General features: G+C 39.4%; 19 protein-coding genes. 13 read left to right on the top strand and 6 right to left on the bottom strand.

Features of this window, described 5'->3' with window-relative positions:
- Positions 1-244: 244 nt before the first annotated feature.
- The 3 genes from HH219_RS10175 to HH219_RS10165 all read left to right on the top strand — a co-directional run bounded on the left by HH219_RS10175 (position 245) and on the right by HH219_RS10165 (position 3,104).
- Entirely contained in the window at positions 245-598 is a 354-nt protein-coding gene (locus HH219_RS10175) for a hypothetical protein (RefSeq protein WP_054204689.1), read from the top strand.
- A gap of 99 nt (positions 599-697) precedes the next feature.
- Entirely contained in the window at positions 698-1,261 is a 564-nt protein-coding gene (locus HH219_RS10170; protein ID WP_169327385.1) for a DUF922 domain-containing protein, read from the top strand.
- A 229-nt stretch (positions 1,262-1,490) separates the two neighbouring features.
- A complete protein-coding gene (locus tag HH219_RS10165) occupies positions 1,491-3,104 on the top strand; it encodes an ABC-F family ATPase (protein ID WP_169327384.1) in 1,614 nt (537 codons plus the stop codon).
- Between the two features lie 86 nt (positions 3,105-3,190).
- Here the strand turns inward: HH219_RS10165 and HH219_RS10160 are convergent, their stop codons facing one another.
- Positions 3,191-3,607 (bottom strand): MgtC/SapB family protein, encoded by a 417-nt coding sequence (locus tag HH219_RS10160; protein ID WP_054203602.1) that lies wholly within the window; start codon positions 3,605-3,607, stop codon positions 3,191-3,193.
- A gap of 323 nt (positions 3,608-3,930) precedes the next feature.
- On the bottom strand, positions 3,931-5,913 hold the full coding sequence (gene betT / locus HH219_RS10155) for a choline BCCT transporter BetT (RefSeq protein ID WP_082355617.1): 1,983 nt from the start codon (positions 5,911-5,913) through the stop codon (positions 3,931-3,933).
- A gap of 163 nt (positions 5,914-6,076) precedes the next feature.
- Between betT and HH219_RS10150 the strand changes: the two genes are divergently transcribed.
- A complete protein-coding gene (locus tag HH219_RS10150) occupies positions 6,077-6,466 on the top strand; it encodes a hypothetical protein (protein WP_169327383.1) in 390 nt (129 codons plus the stop codon).
- Here HH219_RS10150 and fghA read toward each other — a convergent pair.
- Together fghA and HH219_RS10140 are read right to left on the bottom strand one after the other, a co-directional pair.
- Complete coding sequence (gene fghA / locus HH219_RS10145) at positions 6,420-7,262, bottom strand: S-formylglutathione hydrolase (RefSeq protein WP_169327382.1); 843 nt, start codon at positions 7,260-7,262, stop codon at positions 6,420-6,422. The genes HH219_RS10150 and fghA overlap by 47 nt on opposite strands.
- Positions 7,263-7,312: 50 nt before the next feature.
- On the bottom strand, positions 7,313-8,434 hold the full coding sequence (locus HH219_RS10140; RefSeq protein WP_054203606.1) for an S-(hydroxymethyl)glutathione dehydrogenase/class III alcohol dehydrogenase: 1,122 nt from the start codon (positions 8,432-8,434) through the stop codon (positions 7,313-7,315).
- A 106-nt stretch (positions 8,435-8,540) separates the two neighbouring features.
- Here HH219_RS10140 and HH219_RS10135 point away from each other — a divergent pair, with 106 nt between their 5' ends.
- Positions 8,541-9,416 carry a LysR family transcriptional regulator gene (locus HH219_RS10135; protein ID WP_170173584.1) on the top strand — a complete coding sequence of 292 codons (876 nt, stop codon included), beginning with the start codon at positions 8,541-8,543 and terminating at the stop codon, positions 9,414-9,416.
- On the opposite strand, the gene HH219_RS10130 is transcribed toward HH219_RS10135, so the two are convergent.
- The gene (locus HH219_RS10130; RefSeq protein ID WP_169327381.1) at positions 9,413-11,104 is read right to left on the bottom strand and encodes a SulP family inorganic anion transporter; all 1,692 of its coding nucleotides are present in this window, start codon (positions 11,102-11,104) and stop codon (positions 9,413-9,415) included. The two genes, HH219_RS10135 and HH219_RS10130, sit on opposite strands and share 4 nt — an antisense overlap.
- Before the next feature lie 146 nt (positions 11,105-11,250).
- Here HH219_RS10130 and HH219_RS10125 point away from each other — a divergent pair, with 146 nt between their 5' ends.
- The 6 genes from HH219_RS10125 (at position 11,251) to HH219_RS10100 (ending at position 18,508) form a co-directional block, all read left to right on the top strand.
- Complete coding sequence (locus HH219_RS10125) at positions 11,251-12,468, top strand: lipoprotein-releasing ABC transporter permease subunit (protein ID WP_169327380.1); 1,218 nt, start codon at positions 11,251-11,253, stop codon at positions 12,466-12,468.
- Positions 12,461-13,159, top strand: a complete 699-nt coding sequence (gene lolD / locus HH219_RS10120) for a lipoprotein-releasing ABC transporter ATP-binding protein LolD (RefSeq protein ID WP_169327379.1) — start codon at positions 12,461-12,463, stop codon at positions 13,157-13,159. The genes HH219_RS10125 and lolD overlap by 8 nt, the downstream gene beginning before the upstream one ends.
- Positions 13,149-14,393 (top strand): lipoprotein-releasing ABC transporter permease subunit, encoded by a 1,245-nt coding sequence (locus tag HH219_RS10115; protein ID WP_169327378.1) that lies wholly within the window; start codon positions 13,149-13,151, stop codon positions 14,391-14,393. Before lolD ends, HH219_RS10115 begins: the two co-directional genes overlap by 11 nt.
- A gap of 141 nt (positions 14,394-14,534) precedes the next feature.
- Positions 14,535-15,008: a DUF1456 family protein gene (locus HH219_RS10110; RefSeq protein ID WP_054203611.1), complete on the top strand. Its 474-nt coding sequence runs from the start codon at positions 14,535-14,537 to the stop codon at positions 15,006-15,008.
- Between the two features lie 267 nt (positions 15,009-15,275).
- Complete coding sequence (locus HH219_RS10105) at positions 15,276-17,660, top strand: ATP-binding protein (RefSeq protein WP_169327377.1); 2,385 nt, start codon at positions 15,276-15,278, stop codon at positions 17,658-17,660.
- Between the two features lie 317 nt (positions 17,661-17,977).
- Positions 17,978-18,508 carry a hypothetical protein gene (locus tag HH219_RS10100; RefSeq protein ID WP_169327376.1) on the top strand — a complete coding sequence of 177 codons (531 nt, stop codon included), beginning with the start codon at positions 17,978-17,980 and terminating at the stop codon, positions 18,506-18,508.
- A gap of 686 nt (positions 18,509-19,194) precedes the next feature.
- Here HH219_RS10100 and HH219_RS10095 read toward each other — a convergent pair.
- Entirely contained in the window at positions 19,195-20,214 is a 1,020-nt protein-coding gene (locus tag HH219_RS10095) for a LacI family DNA-binding transcriptional regulator (protein WP_169327375.1), read from the bottom strand.
- Positions 20,215-20,543: 329 nt separating this feature from the next.
- On the opposite strand from HH219_RS10095, the gene glk reads away from it, so the two are divergent.
- Together glk and HH219_RS10085 are read left to right on the top strand one after the other, a co-directional pair.
- Complete coding sequence (glk, locus tag HH219_RS10090; RefSeq protein ID WP_169327374.1) at positions 20,544-21,542, top strand: glucokinase; 999 nt, start codon at positions 20,544-20,546, stop codon at positions 21,540-21,542.
- 35 nt (positions 21,543-21,577) lie between these two features.
- The gene (locus HH219_RS10085; RefSeq protein WP_054204670.1) at positions 21,578-22,591 is read left to right on the top strand and encodes a LacI family DNA-binding transcriptional regulator; all 1,014 of its coding nucleotides are present in this window, start codon (positions 21,578-21,580) and stop codon (positions 22,589-22,591) included.
- Positions 22,592-22,844: the final 253 nt, after the last annotated feature.

Below are 22,844 nucleotides of genomic sequence, written 5' to 3'. Positions count from 1 at the left end.
TGGGAAACACAGAATTAATTATTTTTTACAAGACGCAGGGCCAAGAGTTTATCAATAGCGAGTTTTTATTGTCAGCATCATCACAAGAACAGGCAAGTTATATTATTCAATGACTAAAGCCTGCAAGCAGTGTTATACCCACTTTAGTTAAAACGTAATCATTTTCTTATCGTTATGATAAATTAGTAGTTCTACAATTGGTATTATGAAATTTCTCAGCAATAAATAATAAAGGGGGTTGAATATGTCTATTTTAAACAGGTTATTTAGATGGGAGCGCGGTAGACAGCAATCAGGTTATGACAAAATGTTACTATGTGGTGCGTTGTGGCCAATTAAGTTTGATACCTACTTACTTAAATTTCCACAAGGTAGTGAGATAGCCCCTCATACGGATAAAGTTAAATGTGGTAGGCACTATAGATTAAATATTATTTTAAAAAATGCAGAGCAAGGCGGAGACTTTATTTGTAAAAAACCACTATTTGAAACTAAACGAATCAAGTTTTTTCGACCTGATGTATCGGAGCATCAAGTATCTAAAATAGTAAAAGGGAACAGGTACTTGTTAAGCATAGGCTGGGTGAAAACCCGTTGATAATTTTAAGTTACTTGAATCGCAAAGAATTGAACTATGCCGATAGATTAAAACCTGAGCAATCTCTTTTGCTAAAAAATTTAACAAGGAAATAGTAGTATGAGATTGATAATATTGAGTTTAATCTTTTTATTTACACCTATAGTAATAGCTGAACAGGTAATAGAACAACATACGACTTACTATAAAGTCAAAGTCTCAAGTAAAGAAAAACTGCTAGAGTCGGTTAATCATGCATCGCCAATAAGAGAAAACGGGAAGGTTTTTCATGGTTATACACGTTTTGACATACGGTGGCGCTTTAATTGGGAAAAAACAGCGAAGCGATGCCGGCTAGTGCGTGTAAAAACAATATTACAACTTAAATACACAATGCCAGAACTCGATTCTGATAGCCAGCAAGTAAACACAGTATGGGCACCGTGGTATTCAAAGCTACTTCTGCATGAACAAGGTCACGGTGAGTTAGCTATTACTTTTGCTTCAAAAATAGAGGATGCGCTAAAAAGCATGCGCCCTCAGCGTGATTGTAAGACCTTATCTGATGATGCTAATACTGTAGCGTATAAGATTGTGGAACAATTGAATAAAGCAAGTGCTGCGTATGATGTAAAAACAAACCACGGTGAAACCCAAGGTGCGTGGCTTCATTCGCATTTATAAACTAGGTTTTATGGGCAAACCCACGAGTACTTTCCCTGTAAATTACGAGATAAGCGTAAAGTAACGTAATAAAATGCATACAAACCCAGACAGTGCTCGACAGGTGGGGCTAGCCGTCTGTATAATTCGCGTCCTCTTTATACCGTATAATCGCACCGACTATTGTCAGGGCTGCTTTTTTTGAAATAAAAAATAGCGTGCTCTACAGTACGTGCTTAGGAAATTCATCTTGATCTCTACCGCTAATATCACCATGCAGTTTGGTGCTGAACCATTATTTGAAAACATCTCTGCTAAATTTAGTAACGGCAATCGTTATGGCCTAATTGGCGCAAATGGGTGCGGTAAGTCGACCTTTATGAAAATCCTAAATGGTTCATTAGCTCCAACATCAGGTAATGTGTCAATTGGACCAGGTCTGAAAGTAGGTAACTTGAGCCAAGATCAGTTTGCTTTTGAGCAATACTCAGTGGTTGATACCGTGATCATGGGTGACGTTGCATTGTGGGAAATTAAACAAGAACGTGACCGTATTTATTCATTGCCTGAAATGAGTGAAGCCGATGGTATGAAAGTCGCTGAGCTTGAAAGTATTTTTGCAGAGATGGATGGTTACAGCGCGGAAAGTCGTGCAGGTGACATTTTATTAAAAGCAGGTATAGAAGAAGAGTTTCATTTTGGTCTAATGTCACAAGTCGCCCCTGGCTGGAAATTACGTGTGTTATTAGCGCAGGCTTTATTTGCAAATCCAGATATATTATTACTGGATGAGCCAACCAATAACTTGGACATCCACACAATCAGCTGGTTAGAGCATGAACTTAACCAACGTAAATGTACCATGATTATTATTTCTCATGACCGTTATTTTTTAAATGCAGTATGTACTCATATGGCCGATATTGATTACGGTGAACTGCGTATTTACCCTGGTAACTATGAGAAATTCATTGAAGCATCAACACTTATTCGTGATCAGTTACTCGCTGGTAATGCCAAAAAGCAATCTGAGATTGAAGAGCTACAAGATTTCGTAAATCGTTTTGGTGCCAACGCATCAAAAGCGAAACAAGCGAGTTCACGTGCAAAGCGTATGGATAAAATTAGCTTAGATGAAGTGAAATCATCTAGCCGCATGGCACCTTCACTGTATTTTGATGAAGGTAAAAAGATGCACCGCCAAGCATTGATTTTAGAAGATTTTGGTCATGGTTTTGATGGTGAAGTATTGTTTGAAAATGGTGAGCTAATTTTAGAAGCTGGTTCTAAACTAGCCATCATCGGCGAAAACGGTGTTGGTAAATCAACCTTCATTCGCTGTTTAGTGGGGGAGCTTGAAGCGAATCATGGCGTGGTTAAATGGTCAGAAAACGCATCTGTAGGCTATTGCCCTCAAGATAGCAGTAAAGACTTTGATAATGACTTAACTTTATTTGATTGGATGTCACAATGGCGTACGGCCAAACATAATGACTTAATGGTACGCGGCATGTTAGGACGGTTGTTGTTTACTGCTGATGATTCTAACAAGAAAGCTAAAAACTGTTCGGGCGGTGAGAAAAACCGTTTATTATTTGGCAAACTAATGATGCAAGACGTAAATGTGTTGATAATGGATGAGCCAACCAACCACATGGATATGGAAGCTATTGAAGCGCTAAACAATGCATTAAAAGGCTTCGAAGGCACATTGATTTTTGTAAGCCATGACCGTGAGTTTGTATCGTCATTGGCGACTCGTATTATCGATATTCGTGATAAAGAAGTTGTGAATTTCCACGGTACATTTAATGAATTCATGGCAAGTCAGCAAGAACAAGCGAAGCTCCAAGCTGTAAAGTAAGCTAAGCTCGGGTTACCTAAATTATTGCTAGAAAAACCGACTTAGGTCGGTTTTTTTGTATCTGTAATTAGCAAAATACGGCCAAGCTACTTTAATCTTTTAACATAACGCAGGGTTATAAAGTTAATAATAGCCATCAGCAAGGCAATTTCGTAACGACTAAATGCCACTGCTATACCAATTAACCCCATATTCCATATGCTTGCGGCGGTTGCTGTGCCATAAGTTGAATTTTTATTTTTTAAAATGGCTCCACCGCCAATAAAGCCAATCCCGGTGATTATACCTTCGAGAACTTTAGACTCAGCTTCGGTTGAAGTAAGCACAGACATACCAACTAAAGCGTAACCACAAGATGCGACAGCAACAAGTGGAAAAGTGCGCAGGCCTGCACCATGATTTGAGCGCTCTCGGTCGAACGCCATAGGTAATGCCAGCATGTAGGCGATCCCTAAATGGATTAAGTTATCGATTATTTCATGCCATTGTAAGTTGAGTTCCATCTTTGATCCTATCTAATCTTAGCCCTTGATAGAGTAAGCAAAGAACGAACCAAATATAAAAACATTTATTATTAATTACTTACAATATTTTAATTATTTACTACGGATTTGAGCAAGGTAATATTTACAGACTAGCGAGGGGATATTACTTATTGGGTAGGACTGCTATTGAATATAAAATAAAATCAAAAACCTATAAATGTTACAGGAACAAGCAAGCTTACTCCTGTAACATTTATACCAATCTACATAAATATTTGAACAATTTAACGAATTAAATAGACCCCATATCTACGCTGATTGGTATAAAGCACTATTGGAAGTTAGCGAAGAGTATGTAAAAAGTGCATATGTTTATGATATTGGTCGATAATATCATTGATCACAGCTTCTTTAGACCAGCCCATAACATCGTAATCTTGACCGCCTTCACGTAAATGAACTTCTGCTCGATAGTAATTATTATCACTGTCGTCATCTTCATCTTCATCTTGTGTATAAGATGGTTTTTCATATGATCGGCGTTTAACTTCGTATAAAAAGTCAATTTCCTCGCCAAGCAATACTTTTAAACTAACATGCCCGCGTTCAAGTTGCTCTAAGTCAATTTCAACATCAAGACTATGTGTTTTAAGCTCTTTAGAGACATTTTCCATTGCTGGTAACGCAATTGATTTAACGAAACGGTTTACATTGGCTTTGTTAGGAAAATCAACAATATTATTTAGTCGCTCTTGCCAACTTGCACCTTCGCTGCCTGGTAAAGTGGGGGCTATAGGGGCTATGTTCATTTGTAAACTTTCACGTTTAGCAATGTCTACCCGTAATGCTTTTATCAAGCCATACGTCGCTATTAGCAGTACAACTGCAAAGGGCAGGGCACTGGCTATAGTCATGGTTTGAAGAGCACCTAAACCGCCAACCATGAGCAAGACGGCAGCAACAACACCTTCGCCACCAGCCCAATAAATACGCTGCCACATAGGTGTGTTGTCTTTACCATTTGAACATAACATGTCGACCACCATTGAGCCTGAGTCAGACGATGTAACAAAAAATACAATAACCATACAAGTGGCAATGAATGATAAAATTCCTGACATTGGGAAGTTTTCTAAAAATGCAAAAATAGAAATCGCAACATCTTTTGAAACCGCTTCACCTAAACTGGCAACGCCTTGATTCATGATCAAATCAATGGCTGAGTTTCCAAAGAATGTCATCCACATAAGGGTAAAGCCAGTTGGAATAAAGAGTACACCCATAACAAATTCACGGATTGTACGACCACGGGAAACTCGGGCTATAAACAAGCCAACAAACGGTGCCCAAGACATCCACCAACCCCAATATAAAATAGTCCAGCCGCCCATCCATTCAGTTTTTTCGTAGGCAAATAAGTTAAAAGTATGACTGACTATATCTGAAGCATAAGAGCCCACGTTCTGTACAAAAGCTTGTAACAAATAAACAGTAGGACCAAGTATTAATACAAATAGCAACATGATGACCGCAAGGCCCATGTTTAGCTCTGACAAACGGCGAATACCTTTATCAAGGCCGGTTGTGACAGAGACAATTGCCAAACCGGTGACTGCGGCAATAAGAATGACTTGGGTAACAATGCCTACAGGGACATCAAATAAGTAATTGAGTCCGGAGTTTACCTGTAATACGCCATAGCCTAAGGATGTTGCAACACCAAACACGGTACCTATAACGGCAAAAATATCAACCGCATGGCCGATCGGACCATATATTTTATCGCCAATAAGGGGGTATAGCGCAGAGCGCAGAGTTAATGGCAGGCCATGTCGGTAGCTAAAAAAAGCTAATATTAATGCGACAATCGCATAAATTCCCCATGCATGTAATCCCCAATGGAAGAAGGTGATTTTCATCGCTTCACGTGCAGCTTCAACAGTCGCAGCATCACCTGTAGGTGGATTCATATAGTGCATCACAGGTTCGGCTACGCCAAAAAACATCAGGCCTATCCCCATACCCGCACTAAAGAGCATAGAAAACCAAGTCATGTGGTTGTAGTCAGGTGTTGAATGATCAGGGCCAAGTTTAATGTTACCGTAACGCGACAAGCCTAAAAAAACGACGGTGATCAAAATAATGGCAACGGTAAGTACATAGAACCAACTGGCATTTTGCACAATGACACTTTGTAAGCCGTTAAAAAAGACATCAGCACTTTGTGGGGCTAATGCAGTAAATAGCACGAGCATAATAATCAGCGCGGAGGCTGTGTAAAATACAGGTGGATTGAGTTTGGATTTTTCTTCTGTGGTGGACATTGATATTCCCCGGAATTATTGAGTGTACATAGAAATAAAATTTCGACGAAAGTATAGCATATTCAATTAATTAATTCCTCTTACAGTTTTTAACAGTGTTTTTACTTAATTCGTTTATAGTCATGTCAGATGGAGTTTAAATTTATAGAAGGTTGTTTGTATTATGTTAAGACTTATTTTTAGTGCCTTGGTATTATGCCAATTACTTACAGGCTGTACAGTGGCGGGTGTATTAATTGATGGTACCGCTTACTCTAAAGCTGATGAGAATTATGATGCTGATCTTGCGCAATCGGGGCCGCATACCGAACCCAAAACATTTATTGTTGATGGTGATGTAAACACCCTTTCTTTTTCTGAGTTAGGGTTTCAAATAGACAGTGCTGTAGTGGGGTTTATTAAAGATCAAATTAAACCGCAGACATTGAATGTTTGCAGGCGTATTTCTCGAACAATTAAAGAATGCCAAGACGTTACAATTGAAAAACCCCATGTGAATAAAAAAATCAGCTACGCAAATGACTATGATGAAATGATAAGTGTTCGTCAATAAAGCTGCTTATAAAATAGTAGCTATGATCATAGCCTGCCTGCATATGTAGTGTAAGCGGAAAGTTTATCTGTTTAGCAACGGCTGTTAGGTTTTCTGGCTTAAGTTGATCGATTAAAAAGCTATCGGCATCACCTTGATCAACACGCATGGGTAAAAAGTCATCGCTGCTCGTATTTTTCATAAGTTCACAGCTGTCGTAATTAGCCCACTTCATTTGATCATCACCTAAATACAAGCTAAAAGCTTTATGTCCCCAAGGGCAATTAATTGGGTTTGTAATTGGGCTAAATGCTGACACACTGGTGTAACTTTTTGGATTACGTAGTGCAATGACCATTGCACCATGACCACCCATAGAATGACCACTAATGGCTTTTTTAGTCGTCACGGGGAAGTGCTGCTCAACAAGCGCTGGCAATTCATGAACAATATAATCGTACATGTTGTAGTGCGTGTTATAGGGAGCTTGTGTCGCATTTAGGTAAAAGCCTGCACCTTGGCCAAAATCATAGCTGTCTAGGTCGGGGACATTATCACCGCGAGGGCTAGTATCAGGTGCAACGATTGCTATGCCAAGCTCTGCCGCTTTTTTAAGTGCACCGGCTTTTTGCATAAAGTTTTCGTCAGTACACGTTAAGCCTGATAACCAATACAACACAGGCACTTTATTGGTTTGGCTGGCCCCTGGTGGCAAAAAAATGGCAAAACGCATTTGGCAATGAGTGCTGGTGGAAATATGGCTGTACTGTTTATGCCAGCCACCATTTACTTTTGTAGCGCTTAAATTATCTAACATAACTCTCTCTTTGTTAACGGCTACACTGCAGTGCGATGCAGCCAATTAATTTAGTAATGAATAACAGTTCGAATGCTTTTACCTTCATGCATTAAATCAAACGCTTCATTTATGTCTTCAAGGCCCATGGTATGAGTGATAAAGTCATTTAGCGCAAACTCACCGGCCATGTAACGTTCAACAATGTCGGGTAGTTGTGAACGACCTTTTACGCCACCAAATGCGCTACCACGCCATACGCGGCCTGTGACTAGTTGGAATGGGCGAGTTGAAATTTCTTGACCTGCACCAGCAACACCAATGATCACCGACTCCCCCCAGCCTTTATGGCAGCACTCAAGGGCTGAGCGCATAACATCAACGTTACCAATGCACTCAAATGAGTAATCAACACCGCCGTCGGTCATTTCAACAATTACGTCTTGAATTGGTTTGTCATAATCTTTTGGATTGATTAAATCTGTAGCACCTAACTTGGTGGCAAGATCAAATTTACTGGTGTTGATGTCGACACCGATGATACGAGAAGCACCAGCCATTTTTGCACCAATAATGGCAGATAGACCAATCCCACCTAAACCAAATATCGCAACCGTGTCGCCAGCTTGTACTTTTGCAGTATTTGTAACTGCGCCCATGCCCGTTGTTACACCACAACCGAGTAAGCATATTTCTTCAAGCGATGCTGCTTTATTCACTTTAGCCAAAGAGATTTCAGGCAGTACGGTGTATTCAGAAAACGTAGAGCAACCCATATAATGATAGATTGGCTGACCGTCTTTATAAAAACGTGTGGTGCCATCAGGCATTAAGCCTTTACCTTGGGTTTCACGCACAGCTGAACATAAATTTGTTTTACCTGACGTGCACATTTTACACTCACCACATTCAGCAGTGTATAAAGGAATAACATGATCGCCTACCGATACACTTGTAACTCCTTCGCCAATTGCATAAACCACACCAGCGCCTTCATGGCCTAGAATCGCTGGGAAAATCCCTTCAGGATCAGCACCAGATAAAGTAAATGCATCAGTATGGCATACACCTGTTGCGGTAATTTTTACCATTACTTCGCCTTTTTTAGGCATCATCACATCCACTTCTTCAACTGACAGTGGTTGATTCGGGCCCCAAGCGATAGCTGCTTTAGATTTTATAAATTCAGACATAGTGACTCTCTTATATACAGTGCTTAAAAACAATGACGCTATTTTATTTGTTTCTCAAACAATGTTAATCTTCATTTTAATAAAACACTTTTACAGTATGGTAATAATGAGTCGTTGGTTAGGTATAGATGAGTTTATCGCAGTGGGTGAAGAGGGAAGTTTTACTCGTGCTAGCGTAGTATTAGGGGTTTCCGTTGCACATATTAGTCGACAAGTAACGCAATTAGAGCAACGCTTAAATACGCAATTGTTAACGCGTACGACGCGCAAAGTGGTACTGACCAAAGAAGGCGAAGCATTTTTACATCAAACTAAGCATTTACAACACGCAATGGATGATGCAACAGCGCTATTGGCAGAGCAACAAAGTACGCCAAAAGGTAAAATTAAACTCACAGCGCCTGTAATGTATGGCGAAACATTTGTAATGCCGGCGGTGCATACGTTTATGCAGCAGTATCCAGATTTAGAAGTGGTGATGTCACTGAGTAATGAGCAAGAAAATTTACTTGAAGGTGGGTTTGATTTAGCTATTCGCCTTGGTCATTTAAAAGACTCTAGTTTAAAAGCACGGCGCTTAAGTGCGCGTCATTTTGTGATCTGTTGTTCAAAAGCGTATTTAGAACGCTTCGGAGAGCCTCATACATTAGCGGAATTACAACAACATCAATGCTTAGTGGGTAATAGCAGTTATTGGCGAGTATGTGAACAAGGGCGTGATAAGCATATTAAAATAGCAGGGCGGTTACAGTGTAATAGTGGCTGGGCATTGGCGGACGCAGCAAAAAAAGGCCTTGGTATTGTTCAATTACCTAATTATTACATTGAAAAGGATTTAGCTGAGGGGAATTTAGTGCCTATCCTAACGAATAACCAACCAAAGCCTGAAGGTGTATGGGGCGTATACCCTCCACGGCAGTTTGTTGCGACTAATGTGAAAGCGCTGCTCGATCATTTAGTAGCAGCGCTTAGCTTAGTTTAATTTATAACAGTAGAGATATCCTGCTCAACACTTTGCATACTCACAAGTGCCTTATTGAGGGCTTCGCTTCGACTGATACAAAAAGCATTTGTAGGCAGCTTATCTTTTATTTGTAGTCGTTTTAGTTGTTCACTGGTATCACGATTTGGTGAGTAAATGAAAACGTCACAATTGGCATCTAACGCATCTTGAATTGCATTTTCAATGGCTAAAGACACTGTAACATCAAGCATCTGTACATCAGACAAATCAAGCACCATGGCTTCATATTCACTAATGTGACGATGTTGGCGTGCAATTGCTTTTGATACGCTAAATATCATCGGGCCTGATAAGTAGAAAAACAGCAGTTTTCCTTGAGCTCGTTCTAGAAGTTCACGCTCTTCAACGGCAAGAGGTACATCATCGTCATCGGCGTCACTAATCGCTTTTACATGTTTGGCTTGTTCTCGGCTAAGTCGTTCGATCACAATAATATTTGAAATAAATACGCCAAGACCTACCGCCACAATTAAATCGACAAATACGGTGAGCAGCATCACACCATACATAATAGCCATTTGTAAAATACTCAGTTTGTGGGCGCGTTGAATGAAGCTCCAATCAAGAATATTAAAGCCGACATACACTGCAATACCAGCAAGTACGGCCATAGGGATCGGTTCGGTTAAACTGCCAGCCACAAACACGACAGCCATTAAGATCACAGCCCGAAGGATCCCAGCCAGAGGGGATCGCGCGCCAACTTGCACATTGACTACGGTGCCCATTGTTGCACCTGCACCAGGAAGTGCGCCAAAAAAACCAGCAACCATATTAGCAATACCTTGGCCACGCAGCTCTTTGTCTGAGTCATGTTCGGTACGGGTTAAACTATCGCCAATGACGGCGGTTAATAGGGTATCGATACAACCAAGAGTACCTAATACAAGCGCATCAATAACCATTTCAGTAAAAAGATCGGCGGTAAAAGTTGGAAATACAATACTGGGTAAGCCACTTGGAATGACACCAATACGGCGAATGTCGTCGGTAGAGAAGACTAAGATAGAGACTATAGTTACCACAACAAGGGCAACAAGTTGGGCAGGCACATACTGTCGAAATTTTTGCGGTAGGTAAAATAAAATACCGAGTGTACATAACCCTAAAAATAATTCGGAGAAATGCAAATCCATAACTAAATCAGGCAGTGCGCCCAAATTACCCAGTACGCCGCCACCTGGGGAGGAGTGACCAAGTAATGGCGCTAACTGTAAGATAATAAGTATTACCCCAATACCAGACATAAAACCTGAAATAACGCTATAGGGCATCAGCGTAATATATTTGCCAAGCTTTAAAGTGCCGAGCATTATTTGAAAAGCGCCTGCCATCATCACAACGGTAAAGCCCATCGCGAGGCCTTGCTCAGGATAACTGGCGAGCATAGTGGTTAAAACGGCGGTCATTATTACGGTCATTGGACCGGTCGGTTCAGATATTAATGAAGTAGAACCACCAAAAAGGGCGGCAAATAAACCAACGAGGATTGCGCCCCACATACCAGCTTCAGCACCAGCACCCGAGGCAACACCAAAGGCCAGCGCTAGAGGCAATGAAATAATAGCAGTAGTCACACCACCAAATAAATCACCTTTTAAATTTACGTGTTTAAATCGCTTTAAAGACAAAACGGGGTTCCTCATCTTGTAATTTGGCGTATTTTAACTTAAAAACGCATTATCAAGTATCAGATTTTTAATTATTTTTTACACTTTTGACGATACCCAAATAAATACAGTTTATGCTAGTATGACGGCATAATTGGCATTAGATGCGATCATAAATAATTATGTTTCAACCTGTTAGCCTGTTTATCGGGCTGAGATATAGTCGTTCCTCTAAGGGGAATGCTTTTATCTCTTTTATTTCATTTTTCTCAATTGCTGGTATTGCAATTGGTTTAATGGCGCTTTTTACCGTCAGCTCAGTGATGAATGGCTTTGAAGATAACCTAAAGAGCAATATGTTGGGATTGATCCCTCATGTAGAAATCTCATCAAGTGGGCACACTCAAACTAATATGATCCAGCTACAAAAAGACGTTGTTGTGTCTGATTTTGTTAAGCAGGCGAGCTTGTATCGTCATGGCGAAGCTATTTTACAAACAAACCGTGATTTGCACGGTGTGCTGTTACAAGGCTTGTACGATGAAAATGCATCGCTTTATAAAATCAGTGATAAAGTCATTCAGGGTAATTGGCAAGTCGTGATGGCGACGCGTTATAATATTGCTATTAGCCGTTATTTAACGCGCAAACTAGGCATTGGCTTAGGTGATAAAGTGCGTGTAATTATGCCAAATGCATCAACCTACACGCCATTAGGGCGTGTGCCAAGCCAACGTTTATTTACCGTTGCAGCGATTTATGAAACTGGTTCTGAAATCGATATGGGCCTTGCATTTACAAGTGGAGAATCATTGCAACGGGTATTAAAACTCCCTGACAGCAGCGCTCCTAACTTAAGCATATCGCTAAACGACCCCTTTGAATTGGATGCATTTATTGCATCGTCAAATGCGCTTTTAAGTCAATATAAGGTGACAGACTGGCGACAATCGCAGGGCACCTTATTTGCGGCCGTGGCTATGGAAAAGCGCGTTATGTCGATGCTATTGGCGCTAATAGTATTAGTGGCTGTATTTAATATTGTTTCGGCTTTAACTATGATGGTCAGTGAAAAACAAAGTGAAGTTGCAATATTACAGACTTTAGGACTGACGCCTTCTCAAGTACAGCAAGTTTTTATGATCCAAGGTCTTTACAACGGTTTAATTGGCACAGGGATTGGCGCTGCATTCGGGTTACTATTAAGTGCATATATTAATGAAACATTAGCTTTGATAGGTTTGAATTTATTAACAGGCATTGCTTTACCCGTAAAATTTGACGTAATGAATTTATCCCTCATTGCCATTGGTAGTATTACCATGAGCTTTTTAGCCACTTTATACCCGGCGCGTAAAGCTGCCAATGTTAGTCCTGCAGAGGTATTGCGATATGAATGATTTAGTTATTCAATGTGAGAAGTTAAGTAAAATATATCAAGATGGTGCGAGTGAAGTTACAGTATTGAAAGGAGTGGATTTATCTCTTCAGCAGGGTGAAATGCTCGCTATTGTCGGCAGCTCAGGGTCTGGAAAAAGTACGCTTTTGCATATACTGGGTACTTTAGATGCACAAACTAGTGGAGTGGCTAAAATTAAAGGTCAACAAGTCGCTAAACTTTCACGTGCTGAACAGGCTAGGTTTCGTAATGAGCATTTAGGTTTTATCTATCAATTTCATCATTTATTGATGGAGTTTAATGCCGTTGAAAATGTAGCGATGCCATTATTGATTAAAGGCCTTAGCGCGAAAAAGGCAAATTTAAAGGCATTGGCTATGTTAGATAAAGTCGGTTTATCGCATCGTAGTAGCCATAAACCGTCGATGTTGTCTGGCGGCGAACGTCAACGTGTAGCCATTGCTCGCGCGCTTGTAACAGAGCCCGCATTAGTATTAGCGGATGAACCAACGGGCAACTTGGACAAACAAAATGCGATTAAAATTTACGATTTGATCAAAGAACTTAATAGCAGTTTGAATACCAGTTTTGTAGTAGTGACACACGATTTAGAATTGGCTGATAAATTGGGTAAAATTGCTTATCTTGATGATGGGAAATTAGCAATCAAAGAGGCAAGTCATGTTGCTTAGTGCTTATTTGAGCAAGCGTTTTAGAGCAAGCTCAGGCGGTAAAGACGAAAAGAACGGGTTTGTTAGTTTTATTGCTAAAGCATCAACAGTCGGTATTTTACTTGGTGTTGCAGTTTTAATTATTGCGCTTTCAGTGATTAACGGATTTGAACAACAATTAGTGCATCGTCTTTTGAGTGTTGTTCCGCAAGTTGAATATGTTGCACCGAATCGTCCTATCGATAATTGGCCTGATAAAGTACAAAAGCTTACTCAGCAGCGAGATGTGGTTGGGGCCGCGCCTTTTATTAGCGTTAACGGTATGGCGCAGTACAAAAGCGAACTAAAAGCGGTTGAAGTGCGTGGCATAGATCCTACATTAGAGAGCAAAGTGTCGGCGGTTAATCAATACACGAAAGGTAAATTAGTTAGCCAGTTAGGTTTTGATGAGGTTATTTTAGGTCAACAAATCGTTAAACAGCTCGGTGTAACGCAGGGGGAGTTAATAACGTTATTGATCCCGCAAGTTAACCAAACGAGTAACGACATTTTAGCACCGAAAAGAGTTACTTTGACGCTGGCTGGGATAATTGAAATGGGCGGCCCAATCGATAGCTCCGCTGCATTTATTCACCTTGAAAAAGCACAAAGGGTGTTAGGTTATGACTCACAGCAAGTCACTGGGTTGCGCTTAGCTGTAGCGGATGTTTATTATGCACATCAAATTGCGTTGCGAGTTGGCCAAACAATAGATGATTATGTGTATATTTCTAGCTGGTTTAGAACGCAGGGTAGTTTATATCAAGATATACAAATGGTTAGAACCATCGTTTATATTGTGGTGTTTTTAATTATCGCTGTCGCGAGTTTTAATATTGTCTCATCGTTAGTCATGGAAGTGCGAGAAAAACAAGCTAATATTGCTATATTAAAGACCATGGGTGCGAAAGACAGTACGATACTAGCGACCTTTATCCTTCAAGGTTTAAGCCAAGCGTTTATTGGGGTTATTTTAGGCTCTTTTATTGGTGTGATTGTCGCGTTAAATATTAGCGAGTTGTTTACTTTACTTAGTCAATTTGCTGGCAGTAACCCATTAGAAGGGGTCTATTTTATTGAATTTTTACCCAGTAAGTTAGTATGGCAAGATATTGTTGTAACGGTTATTGTTACATTTGTACTTGCGGTATTAGCAACGATCTATCCTGCTTGGCAAGCTACCCGTGTAGACCCTGCGAAGGTACTAGGAAACTAGATCGAATACTTTAAATGGCCACATACTTTATAAAATAATAATCAATAGTGGGATAAAGCTATCTCTGTTAGACTGTGTGGCTATTTAATAAACCAGCAAAAAATTGCTTGGTTACCAATACCTTTACTCTTGGAATTTACTTTGACTAATAATGATATCTTACGCCGCATTCGCTATACCTTTGATTTATCTGATACTAAAATGATTGAGATTTTTGCCGCGGCAGATTGTCAAGTAACGAAGGAACAAGTTGTTGCGTGGTTATGTAAAGAAGGGGATGAAGGCTATATTGAGATTACTGATACTGAGTTTGCGACTTACTTAAATGGCCTTATTAATACTAAACGTGGTAAACGTGAAGGTGAGCAGCCAGTGCCTGAGAATAAGCTCAATAACAATATGATCTTAATGAAATTACGCATAGCGTTAAACATGAAAGCTGAAGACGTTATTGATGCACTCGCCGTTACTGATTTTATTCTAAGCAAGCATGAGCTAAGTGCTTTTTCTCGTAAAGCAGATAACAAACACTTCCGTGTGTGTAACGATCAAATATTACGTAACTTCTTAACAGGCGTGCAGCAAAAAATCCGCCCAGAATCTACTGGTAACTAATCAGTATTTTTAACAAGTAACCTGAATCTAGGTTACTTGTATACTCAAATTACCTTAATATGCAGGATCGGTTTTGTAACACGATGTTGGCTTAATGTAATTTAACCTGAATCTCACACCGTTTTTTACATTAATTTTTGTGATAAATCTTAGCTTTTACTCTGCCTATAAATCATAAAAAGCTAATAATGCTTTTTACCTGTAAATATTCGTATATTTCTCTTTGCTCGTCTAGACTTACAACTTCATTCATCGTTAACCCATCATATGCAACTAAAGACTCGTTTGATCACCGTATTATTAATCAGCTCGTTATTGCCGCTATTAGTGGTTTTTGTTTTAGTGAGTATACAAGGCACTGAGCAAGCAGAACGTTTAAGTATCGTTGCAGCCCAAGCAAAAGTAAGTAACGCCGCAGGGATATTTGATCGATATTTTATCGAAAGAAAAGCTGAAATATCAATGTTAGCAAAAGATTCACGAATAAAGTCTATGCAATTTGTCAACATGCGCGATTATTTGATCAGTGAAAAAAAACAAGGTAGTGGCTCCTATGAAAAATTCATTGTAGGTGAAATTGATGGCAGTTTTTACAACACTGAAGGGGGTAATAGTTTTCAAAATCTAAAACGTACTTTTGATGATTCAATCGCGAACTCCAAACCCCGTTCAATTAAAAAAAGAGACTACTGGTTGACGACCGTTGGTGAAAATACAGCTAATGATCCTGTTATTTTTGTATCAGAACCCATGATCTCCTATACAACGGGAGTAAGACAAATTGTAATAAGCTCATCAATTTTAAATGACGAGAAACAAGTTGTTGGCTTGATCGGTGGCAGTATTGGTTGGAACGAAATCGAGCGTTTGATACAAGCAGTTCAAACACAGGTTATGAATTCTTTTGATGATGGCGTACGTTTTATGCTTGTATCAAATAGCGGTATTTATATGTACCACTGGGAAGCTGATAAAATAATTCAACTTTTGAAAAAAAATGAGCGCTGGGTCTTAAATAATATTGGTGAAAAGGTCAGTGTTAAGTTAAGGGTTACACAAGAGCCAAACGAAGAGATGAACCATATCGGGGTTCGTATGGTGGCTGGACACTCAGGGTTTGCAGAAATATTTAATAGTAAAACTGAAGAAAAAGAGCATATTTTCTTTTCGCCAATATCTTCGGCAGGTTATAGCATTGCTGTAGTGATCCCAAATAAACTTATATTTTCCAGAATAAAAGAGTTACAAAAAACTCTCTGGATAATTTTTTCTATTGTTTTGGTGGCAGCCTTATTTATAGCCATTCGCTTATCTGTTCGTCTGTATGCGCCAATTCATAACTTAACTCAGGCTTCACATGCTTTATCTTTAGGTGACTATAGCGTGAAGATCGCCTCATCAGGTAAAGATGAACTCGGTGAACTATCACGTGTTTTTATTAGCATGCGTGATGAGCTTTCAATGAGAGAAGGACAACTTGAAAAACGCGTAGAAGAACGTACAAAAGCATTTGAAATTGCAACGGAAAAAGCCAGTGATGCGTTAACAGCCAAAAGTCGCTTTTTAGCCAATATGAGTCATGAAATCAGAACGCCTCTCAATGGTGTTTTAGGTACTTTGCAGTTATTACAAACAGCTCCTGGACTGAAAGAAGATGAGGTGCTGTTAGTAAATACAGGGGTAACTTCAGCAACACATTTATTGTCGCTAATTAATGACATACTGGATATTTCTAAATTAGAGCAAGGAAAATTAAAAGCCGATAATTCAGTGTTTACATTACAACAGTTACAAGATGAAGTTTTCGCAATAGTTCAGCCCTTAGCTATAAAAAAGTCAATTATTATACAATGGCATAGCGATAACCACACACTTAGTGTTTACTCAGATAAAACACGCTTGAAACAGATATTGGTAAATTTAATCGGTAATAGTATTAAATTCTCACAATTAGGAAATGTGAATGTGACGATTAATACACAAAAAGAAGGTGCTGATTTAACATTGCAGTGTGTAGTGAAAGATAGTGGGATCGGGATTAAAGACGATCAACTCGCTGATATTTTTGAGCCATTTAGTCAAGCTGATAATAGTACAACACGTGTTTATGGTGGTTCAGGGTTGGGTTTAAGTTTATGTAAAGAGCTTGTAGAAATGCTTGGCGGTAAAATTATTATTCATTCAGAATTTGGTAAGGGAACTGAGGTCATTTTTAGTATTTTGACCGTTGAAAAAAATGAAAACAAAATTGAGAACACAGATCCAATGCTGGATTTTTCAAATGTGTCAGCCACAGTACTCGTTGTAGAAGATAATATGGTCAATCAATTGGTGATCAAAGCAATGCTTCTAAAGTTAAATCTAGATGTAGTAATAGCAAATGATGGCTTAATCGCTTTAGATATTCTACAGCAGCAAGATTTTGATATTGTTTTGATGGATATGCATATGCCTAATCTTGATGGAGTAAGTGCAACAAAAATTATACGTGAAAATAAAAAATGGAAAAATCTTCCTATCATTGCGATAACGGCGAATGTAATGCAAGAAGATGTCAACGCATGTTTTCAAGCTGGAATGGATGATTACTTAAGTAAACCAATTGAGTTTAATTTACTCGCTTCATTATTATCACGCTGGTTGAAAACTTAGTTTTTAGTTCAGTTCTCGCCAGTCATTACATTGGTTTGATCACCATAGAAGCTTCTGAACCTTATTTCTCGTAACGAAGGTAAAGAGTGCGAGTCACAAGCATAGCGATTAGGTCGATAAAATTTCACGAGACTCACTCAAATAAGATATTGATTGTATCAAAATAGGAACTCAGCTATGGTTTGTGTATAACCGAATTAATCTAAATGGGTAATCCATAAATTTATTCAGCATGGATGAGTAAATGTTTAAAGTCAGTTAAGAGACTAATACTTGTAGATACTTAACTTTCAAAAACAATGCATAAAGGACAATAAATGATTAAGTATATTTTAATAATAGCAGCTGCATTTGGTGCTTATAAATTTTTCTTCTCTTCTGAAGGGCTAATTAAATCAAATATGAGTGAGATCCACTCAAGTGAGTATAAGTTTAAGATTACATTTCCTGACGAGCCAAGAGAAAAATCTGAAATCATTGATCTCCCTAATTACGGAAAATTCAAAACAGTGAGTTATTTTGTGCGTAAGCCTGAACTTGTTTGCGGTATTGTAATATCTGATTACTTAGATGCAGATGAAGTGACAGGGGATATTTATGACCAAATAGATGTTGCCAAAAGAAATCTGCTCAACAGATATGGCAGTAGCATCAATAGTGAAGAGTTTATCTCTGTTGGGGGGGTAAGTGGCTATCAATTCGATGTGACGACAAAAGATAGTAAGTTGTTGAGAATGCAAATTTTTAAGTATATGAGTAATTCATACAACCTTAGTTGTCAGTACGAAAACTCGGATGATCATAAGGGGCAAATGAATGAGTTTATGGACTCATTTGAACTAATTTAATTTATCTTACTGACATAAATTATTTAAAAATATAGCCGCTTAACAGAGTAAAGTATAAATATACTAACAATGATTTTTGGTGTTTTTAGCTTGATTATCATACATTACTTAATGCAGCGATTACGGAGGTCGCTTTTAGAGTATTAGCTGCTTTTGTCTTTAAGCTTAACAGGATTAAAAGTTTAGCTGTTTCAGCGGTAGGTTTCATCGGGCATGGTATATTTATACCCAATCCACCTCAATATGCAGGGACGGCGTGACAGGAGCTTAATATCAAGCGTTATTTTGTAACAATGGCAGTCCTGTGGAACATCTGATTTAAAGAGCAACCTTTTTCTAGAGCGAAATGTTAAATTCGAATAGGGTGTATCTGCTTTTCAAATTGCTCGTTGATTTTAGTGATCTAGTTGAATCCGATAATCATTTACAGTTTACCTAGATAATTTATCGCAGGAGTTCGAGGGTGACACTAACAGTTTAGATCGCACCTTATTATAGAGCGCACCTTATTATAAAGTGGGTTTATAACTGTGAGTAAAACACTCGGTGGTAATTTCATTGTTGGCAAAGGGTGAGGTCAGTTACACCCCAAGTAACACAAATAGCTACTCGAAGATTTAGAACCCGCGAACGTATCTATATGCTGTATTGTACAATTTAGAGTGCTCTGCGGATTCGTTTAATACTTAAAAGCTTGAGCCGCGTATAATCAATGACGGTGGGAGTAGGGTGTTTTCAACCACTTCGCCACGAATTAACTTTAATAAATTACCAACTAACATTTTCCCCGCAAGCGTTGTATCTTGTTGTACCGTTGTTAGTGGTGGGTTTACATAACTTGCAACCGCTATATTATCAAAACCGACAACATGAACATCTTCAGGTACCTTTATACCAGCTTCCTTTAACGCTCTAATCGCACCTATGGCGATTAAGTCACTTGCGGCAAACAGAGAATTAAAGTGGATGTTGTTAGCGATTAGTGAGCGTGTGGCGTGATAACCTGACTCTTCGGTTGATATGGCGTTTGCCATTTTACGCTCGCTTAGTGATATACCATGGCGATTAAATTCATCTTTAAATCCTTGATAGCGAGCAAAGAATTCAGGGCTATGCTCTGATGCATCACCGATAAATGCACAGTCCTTTCGGCTTGCTTTGAGTAAATGGGTGGCTGCAAGTTCTCCTCCACCATAGTTATCACAGCTCACAGTCAGATCGGAACGGTTATCAACACTTGCTCCCCAACACACGAATTTAGTATTTTGCTCAATTAAGCTACTAAATTTTGCTTGGTAGTCAATGTAATCTCCATACCCTAATAATATGATGCCATCAGCACGATGGCTATCTTCATAGTCTGCCTGCCAATCAGCGCTGGTGGATTGAAACGACACAAGTAAGTCGTAACCTTCAGTTGCGCATGCGCGGGTAATACTGCCTAGCATGGCTAAAAAGAACGGATTGATTTGAGATCCATCGGCAGTTGGGTCTTCAAACAATAATAATGCGAGGGTACTACTTTGCTGAGTGCGTAAGTTGCTGGCGTTTTTATCTACTTTGTAATTGAGCTGTTTTGCAATGTCATGAACTCGGCGACGAGTCTCTTCGTTTACTAATGGACTATTGCGAAGTGCGCGAGACACTGTCGATTGTGAAACCCCCGCATAATGGGCAATATCAAACGATGTAGCTTTACCTTTCATACACACAACCTAATTGCTATAAGTAAATAAACTGCAAATAACTCGTGCCATTCTCGTTTATTTGTTGATTTTTTCAAGCTATTTATCAGTTATCTAAAATTTTTATTGATTCAAGCCTGACACCGGTGTCATAATGTTGGCGTTTTATCATTTTGTTGTCAAAACGTATTGGCTGCCCATTTATTGGGCAGCATTTTTTAATACAAGGATAAACACTTTGAGGTGATAGCTCAAAGTATATCTCATAGCAATGGCTAGGCCATTGAAATAACAACAATAAGCATGATTATCGTTAAGTCTATAAACTGCTTAGACAAAGGAAAAACACGATGGACTCCAAGCCTAGTTCAAAATTCGATCCTATCTTAGTGGCCGATATTGGTGGCACTAATGCTCGTTTTGCTCTAATAACAGCTTTTAACCTACAAAAAAAACAATTTGTTGTTGAGTATAATATTACCTTTGCGAGTGCGGACTTTGGCTCTTTAGAAGATGCATTAACGCATTACCTATCTCAAGTTAGCCATATTAAACCAATTCGCGCTTGTTTAGCTGTCGCAGGTCCAATCAAAACAGGCCAAGTACACTTAACTAATTTAGGTTGGCACTTTAGTGTTGAGCAAGTTAAAACAGCATTTGAATTTACACAACTTGAAGTGATCAACGACTTTGCCGCTTTTGCTTATGCAGCTCCTTATTTAGATCCTCAAAAAAATATTGCAGTTAAACCAGGGCAAGCAGATACTGATGCGAATATTGCAGTAATGGGGCCTGGTACGGGCTTTGGCGCAGCATGTTTAGTTCGCTCAGGGCAAGGTAGTGCAGTACTTAGTTGTGAAGCTGGGCATATTACGCTTGCATCAGTGAATGACTTAGATACTCAATTGATCATTGAGTTACGCAAGCAGTTAGCGCATGTATCGATAGAGACAGTGTTTTCAGGCCCTGGTATTAGTCATTTATATCAAGCAATGGCGGCTGTAAAAGGCGTGGATGCCAAAAACTTAACCGCAGCTCAAATTAGTGAACTTGCAACTACTGGAGAGTGTGCAGTGTGCGAGGCAACACTGGATCAGTTTTGCGATTGGGTTGGAAGTGTAGCAGGTGACTTGGCATTAACATTTGGCGCGCTTGGTGGTGTGTTTATCGGTGGTGGTATTTTGCCTCGTATGCAAGCCCGTTTATTAGCTAGTCGTTTTGTTGAGCGTTTTGCAGCTAAAGGCATCATGTCACAGTATGTGAGTCAAATACCGGTGACATTAGTCACTCAAGATAATATTCCACTTATTGGTGCCGCAGCCTGTTTGCACACTAATGGGCAATCATAATACATCGCAAATAGGGATGTTATTGGGAAGTCTGGATGAAGAAAGTTACAATAAATAGTGTTGCAAGTTATGCTGGTGTATCTAAAAAAACGGTATCTCGTGTTTTAAATAATGAGCCAAATGTAAGTGATGCAACCCGTGAAAAAGTTCTTAAAGTGTTTAAAGAGCTAGATTACACACCAAATCCAATTGCCCGTGGCTTGGCACAAAATCGCAGTTTTATAATTGGTTGTATTTACGATAACCCAAGTAAAAGCTATATCACGCGAGTACAAACCGGTGCATTAGCTGCATGTAAAGAGAACAACTATAATTTACTGATCCACCCATGTGATTTACGTGGTGATGCATTGATAAATAATATAGAGCAGTTACTGCAGTCATCGCGACTTGATGGTTTAGTGTTAACCCCGCCGTTTTCAGATTTTCAAGTGTTAGTTGATTTTCTTAAAAGTAAAAATATCCCGTATGCACGGGTAGCATCAGCGGTGCTTGATGATGATTCAATTTCTGTACGCAGCAACGATGAGCAAGGTGCGTTTGAGATCACTGAACATTTAATTAAACTCGGGCATAAGGCAATCGCGTTTATTAAAGGTCACCCAGATCACAGTGCGACAGAGCAACGTTTTAAAGGATACTTAAGGGCGCTTAGCACGCATGATATTACGTTTAATGAACGTTTGGTTGAAGAAGGTAACTTTAGTTATCACTCAGGCGTTGACAGTGCTCGTAGCATTTTAGATTCAACCCCAAGACCAACAGCTGTCTTTGCTTCTAATGATTACATGGCCGCAGCGGTACTCAAATTAGCAACGCAACGTCAATTAAAAGTGCCAGATGACATTTCGATTGCAGGGTTTGATAACGCCCCCATTGCGCGGCATATATGGCCAGGATTGACCACAATAGCGCAGCCTGTGGAAGAAATGACCAAGCAAGCAGTGACTAAATTAATTGAGCATATTGGTGAACCACAAGAGAATGCATACCAGATCACTCTAGAAGCACGTTTGATCACCCGAGAATCTACAGCACACGTTAAATAACCACTTTTCACAGTTGCCCGAGCATGAGTGACGCTTGATCGGGCGCTTTTTTATTTAGTTCACAAAAAGTACTTTATTGAAAGTGGCTAAATAGATCTTTTGTTAACACCCCCCTCATTGCTGCTCTGTAGTATACCCAAGCCGCCTCAAGATGCAGACTTCAGCGTTTCACAGGTGTTTAATATCAAGGCGTTACTTTGCAACAATGGTCATCCCTTTTAATAAGTAACAACGCTGAGAGTAAGCGCCTGTG

The organism is Pseudoalteromonas sp. NEC-BIFX-2020_015 (assembly GCF_012952265.1).
Lineage (GTDB): Bacteria > Pseudomonadota > Gammaproteobacteria > Enterobacterales > Alteromonadaceae > Pseudoalteromonas > Pseudoalteromonas neustonica.
Note: the sequence above shows the minus strand (reverse complement) of the source record. Positions and strands in the feature narration are given on the sequence as shown.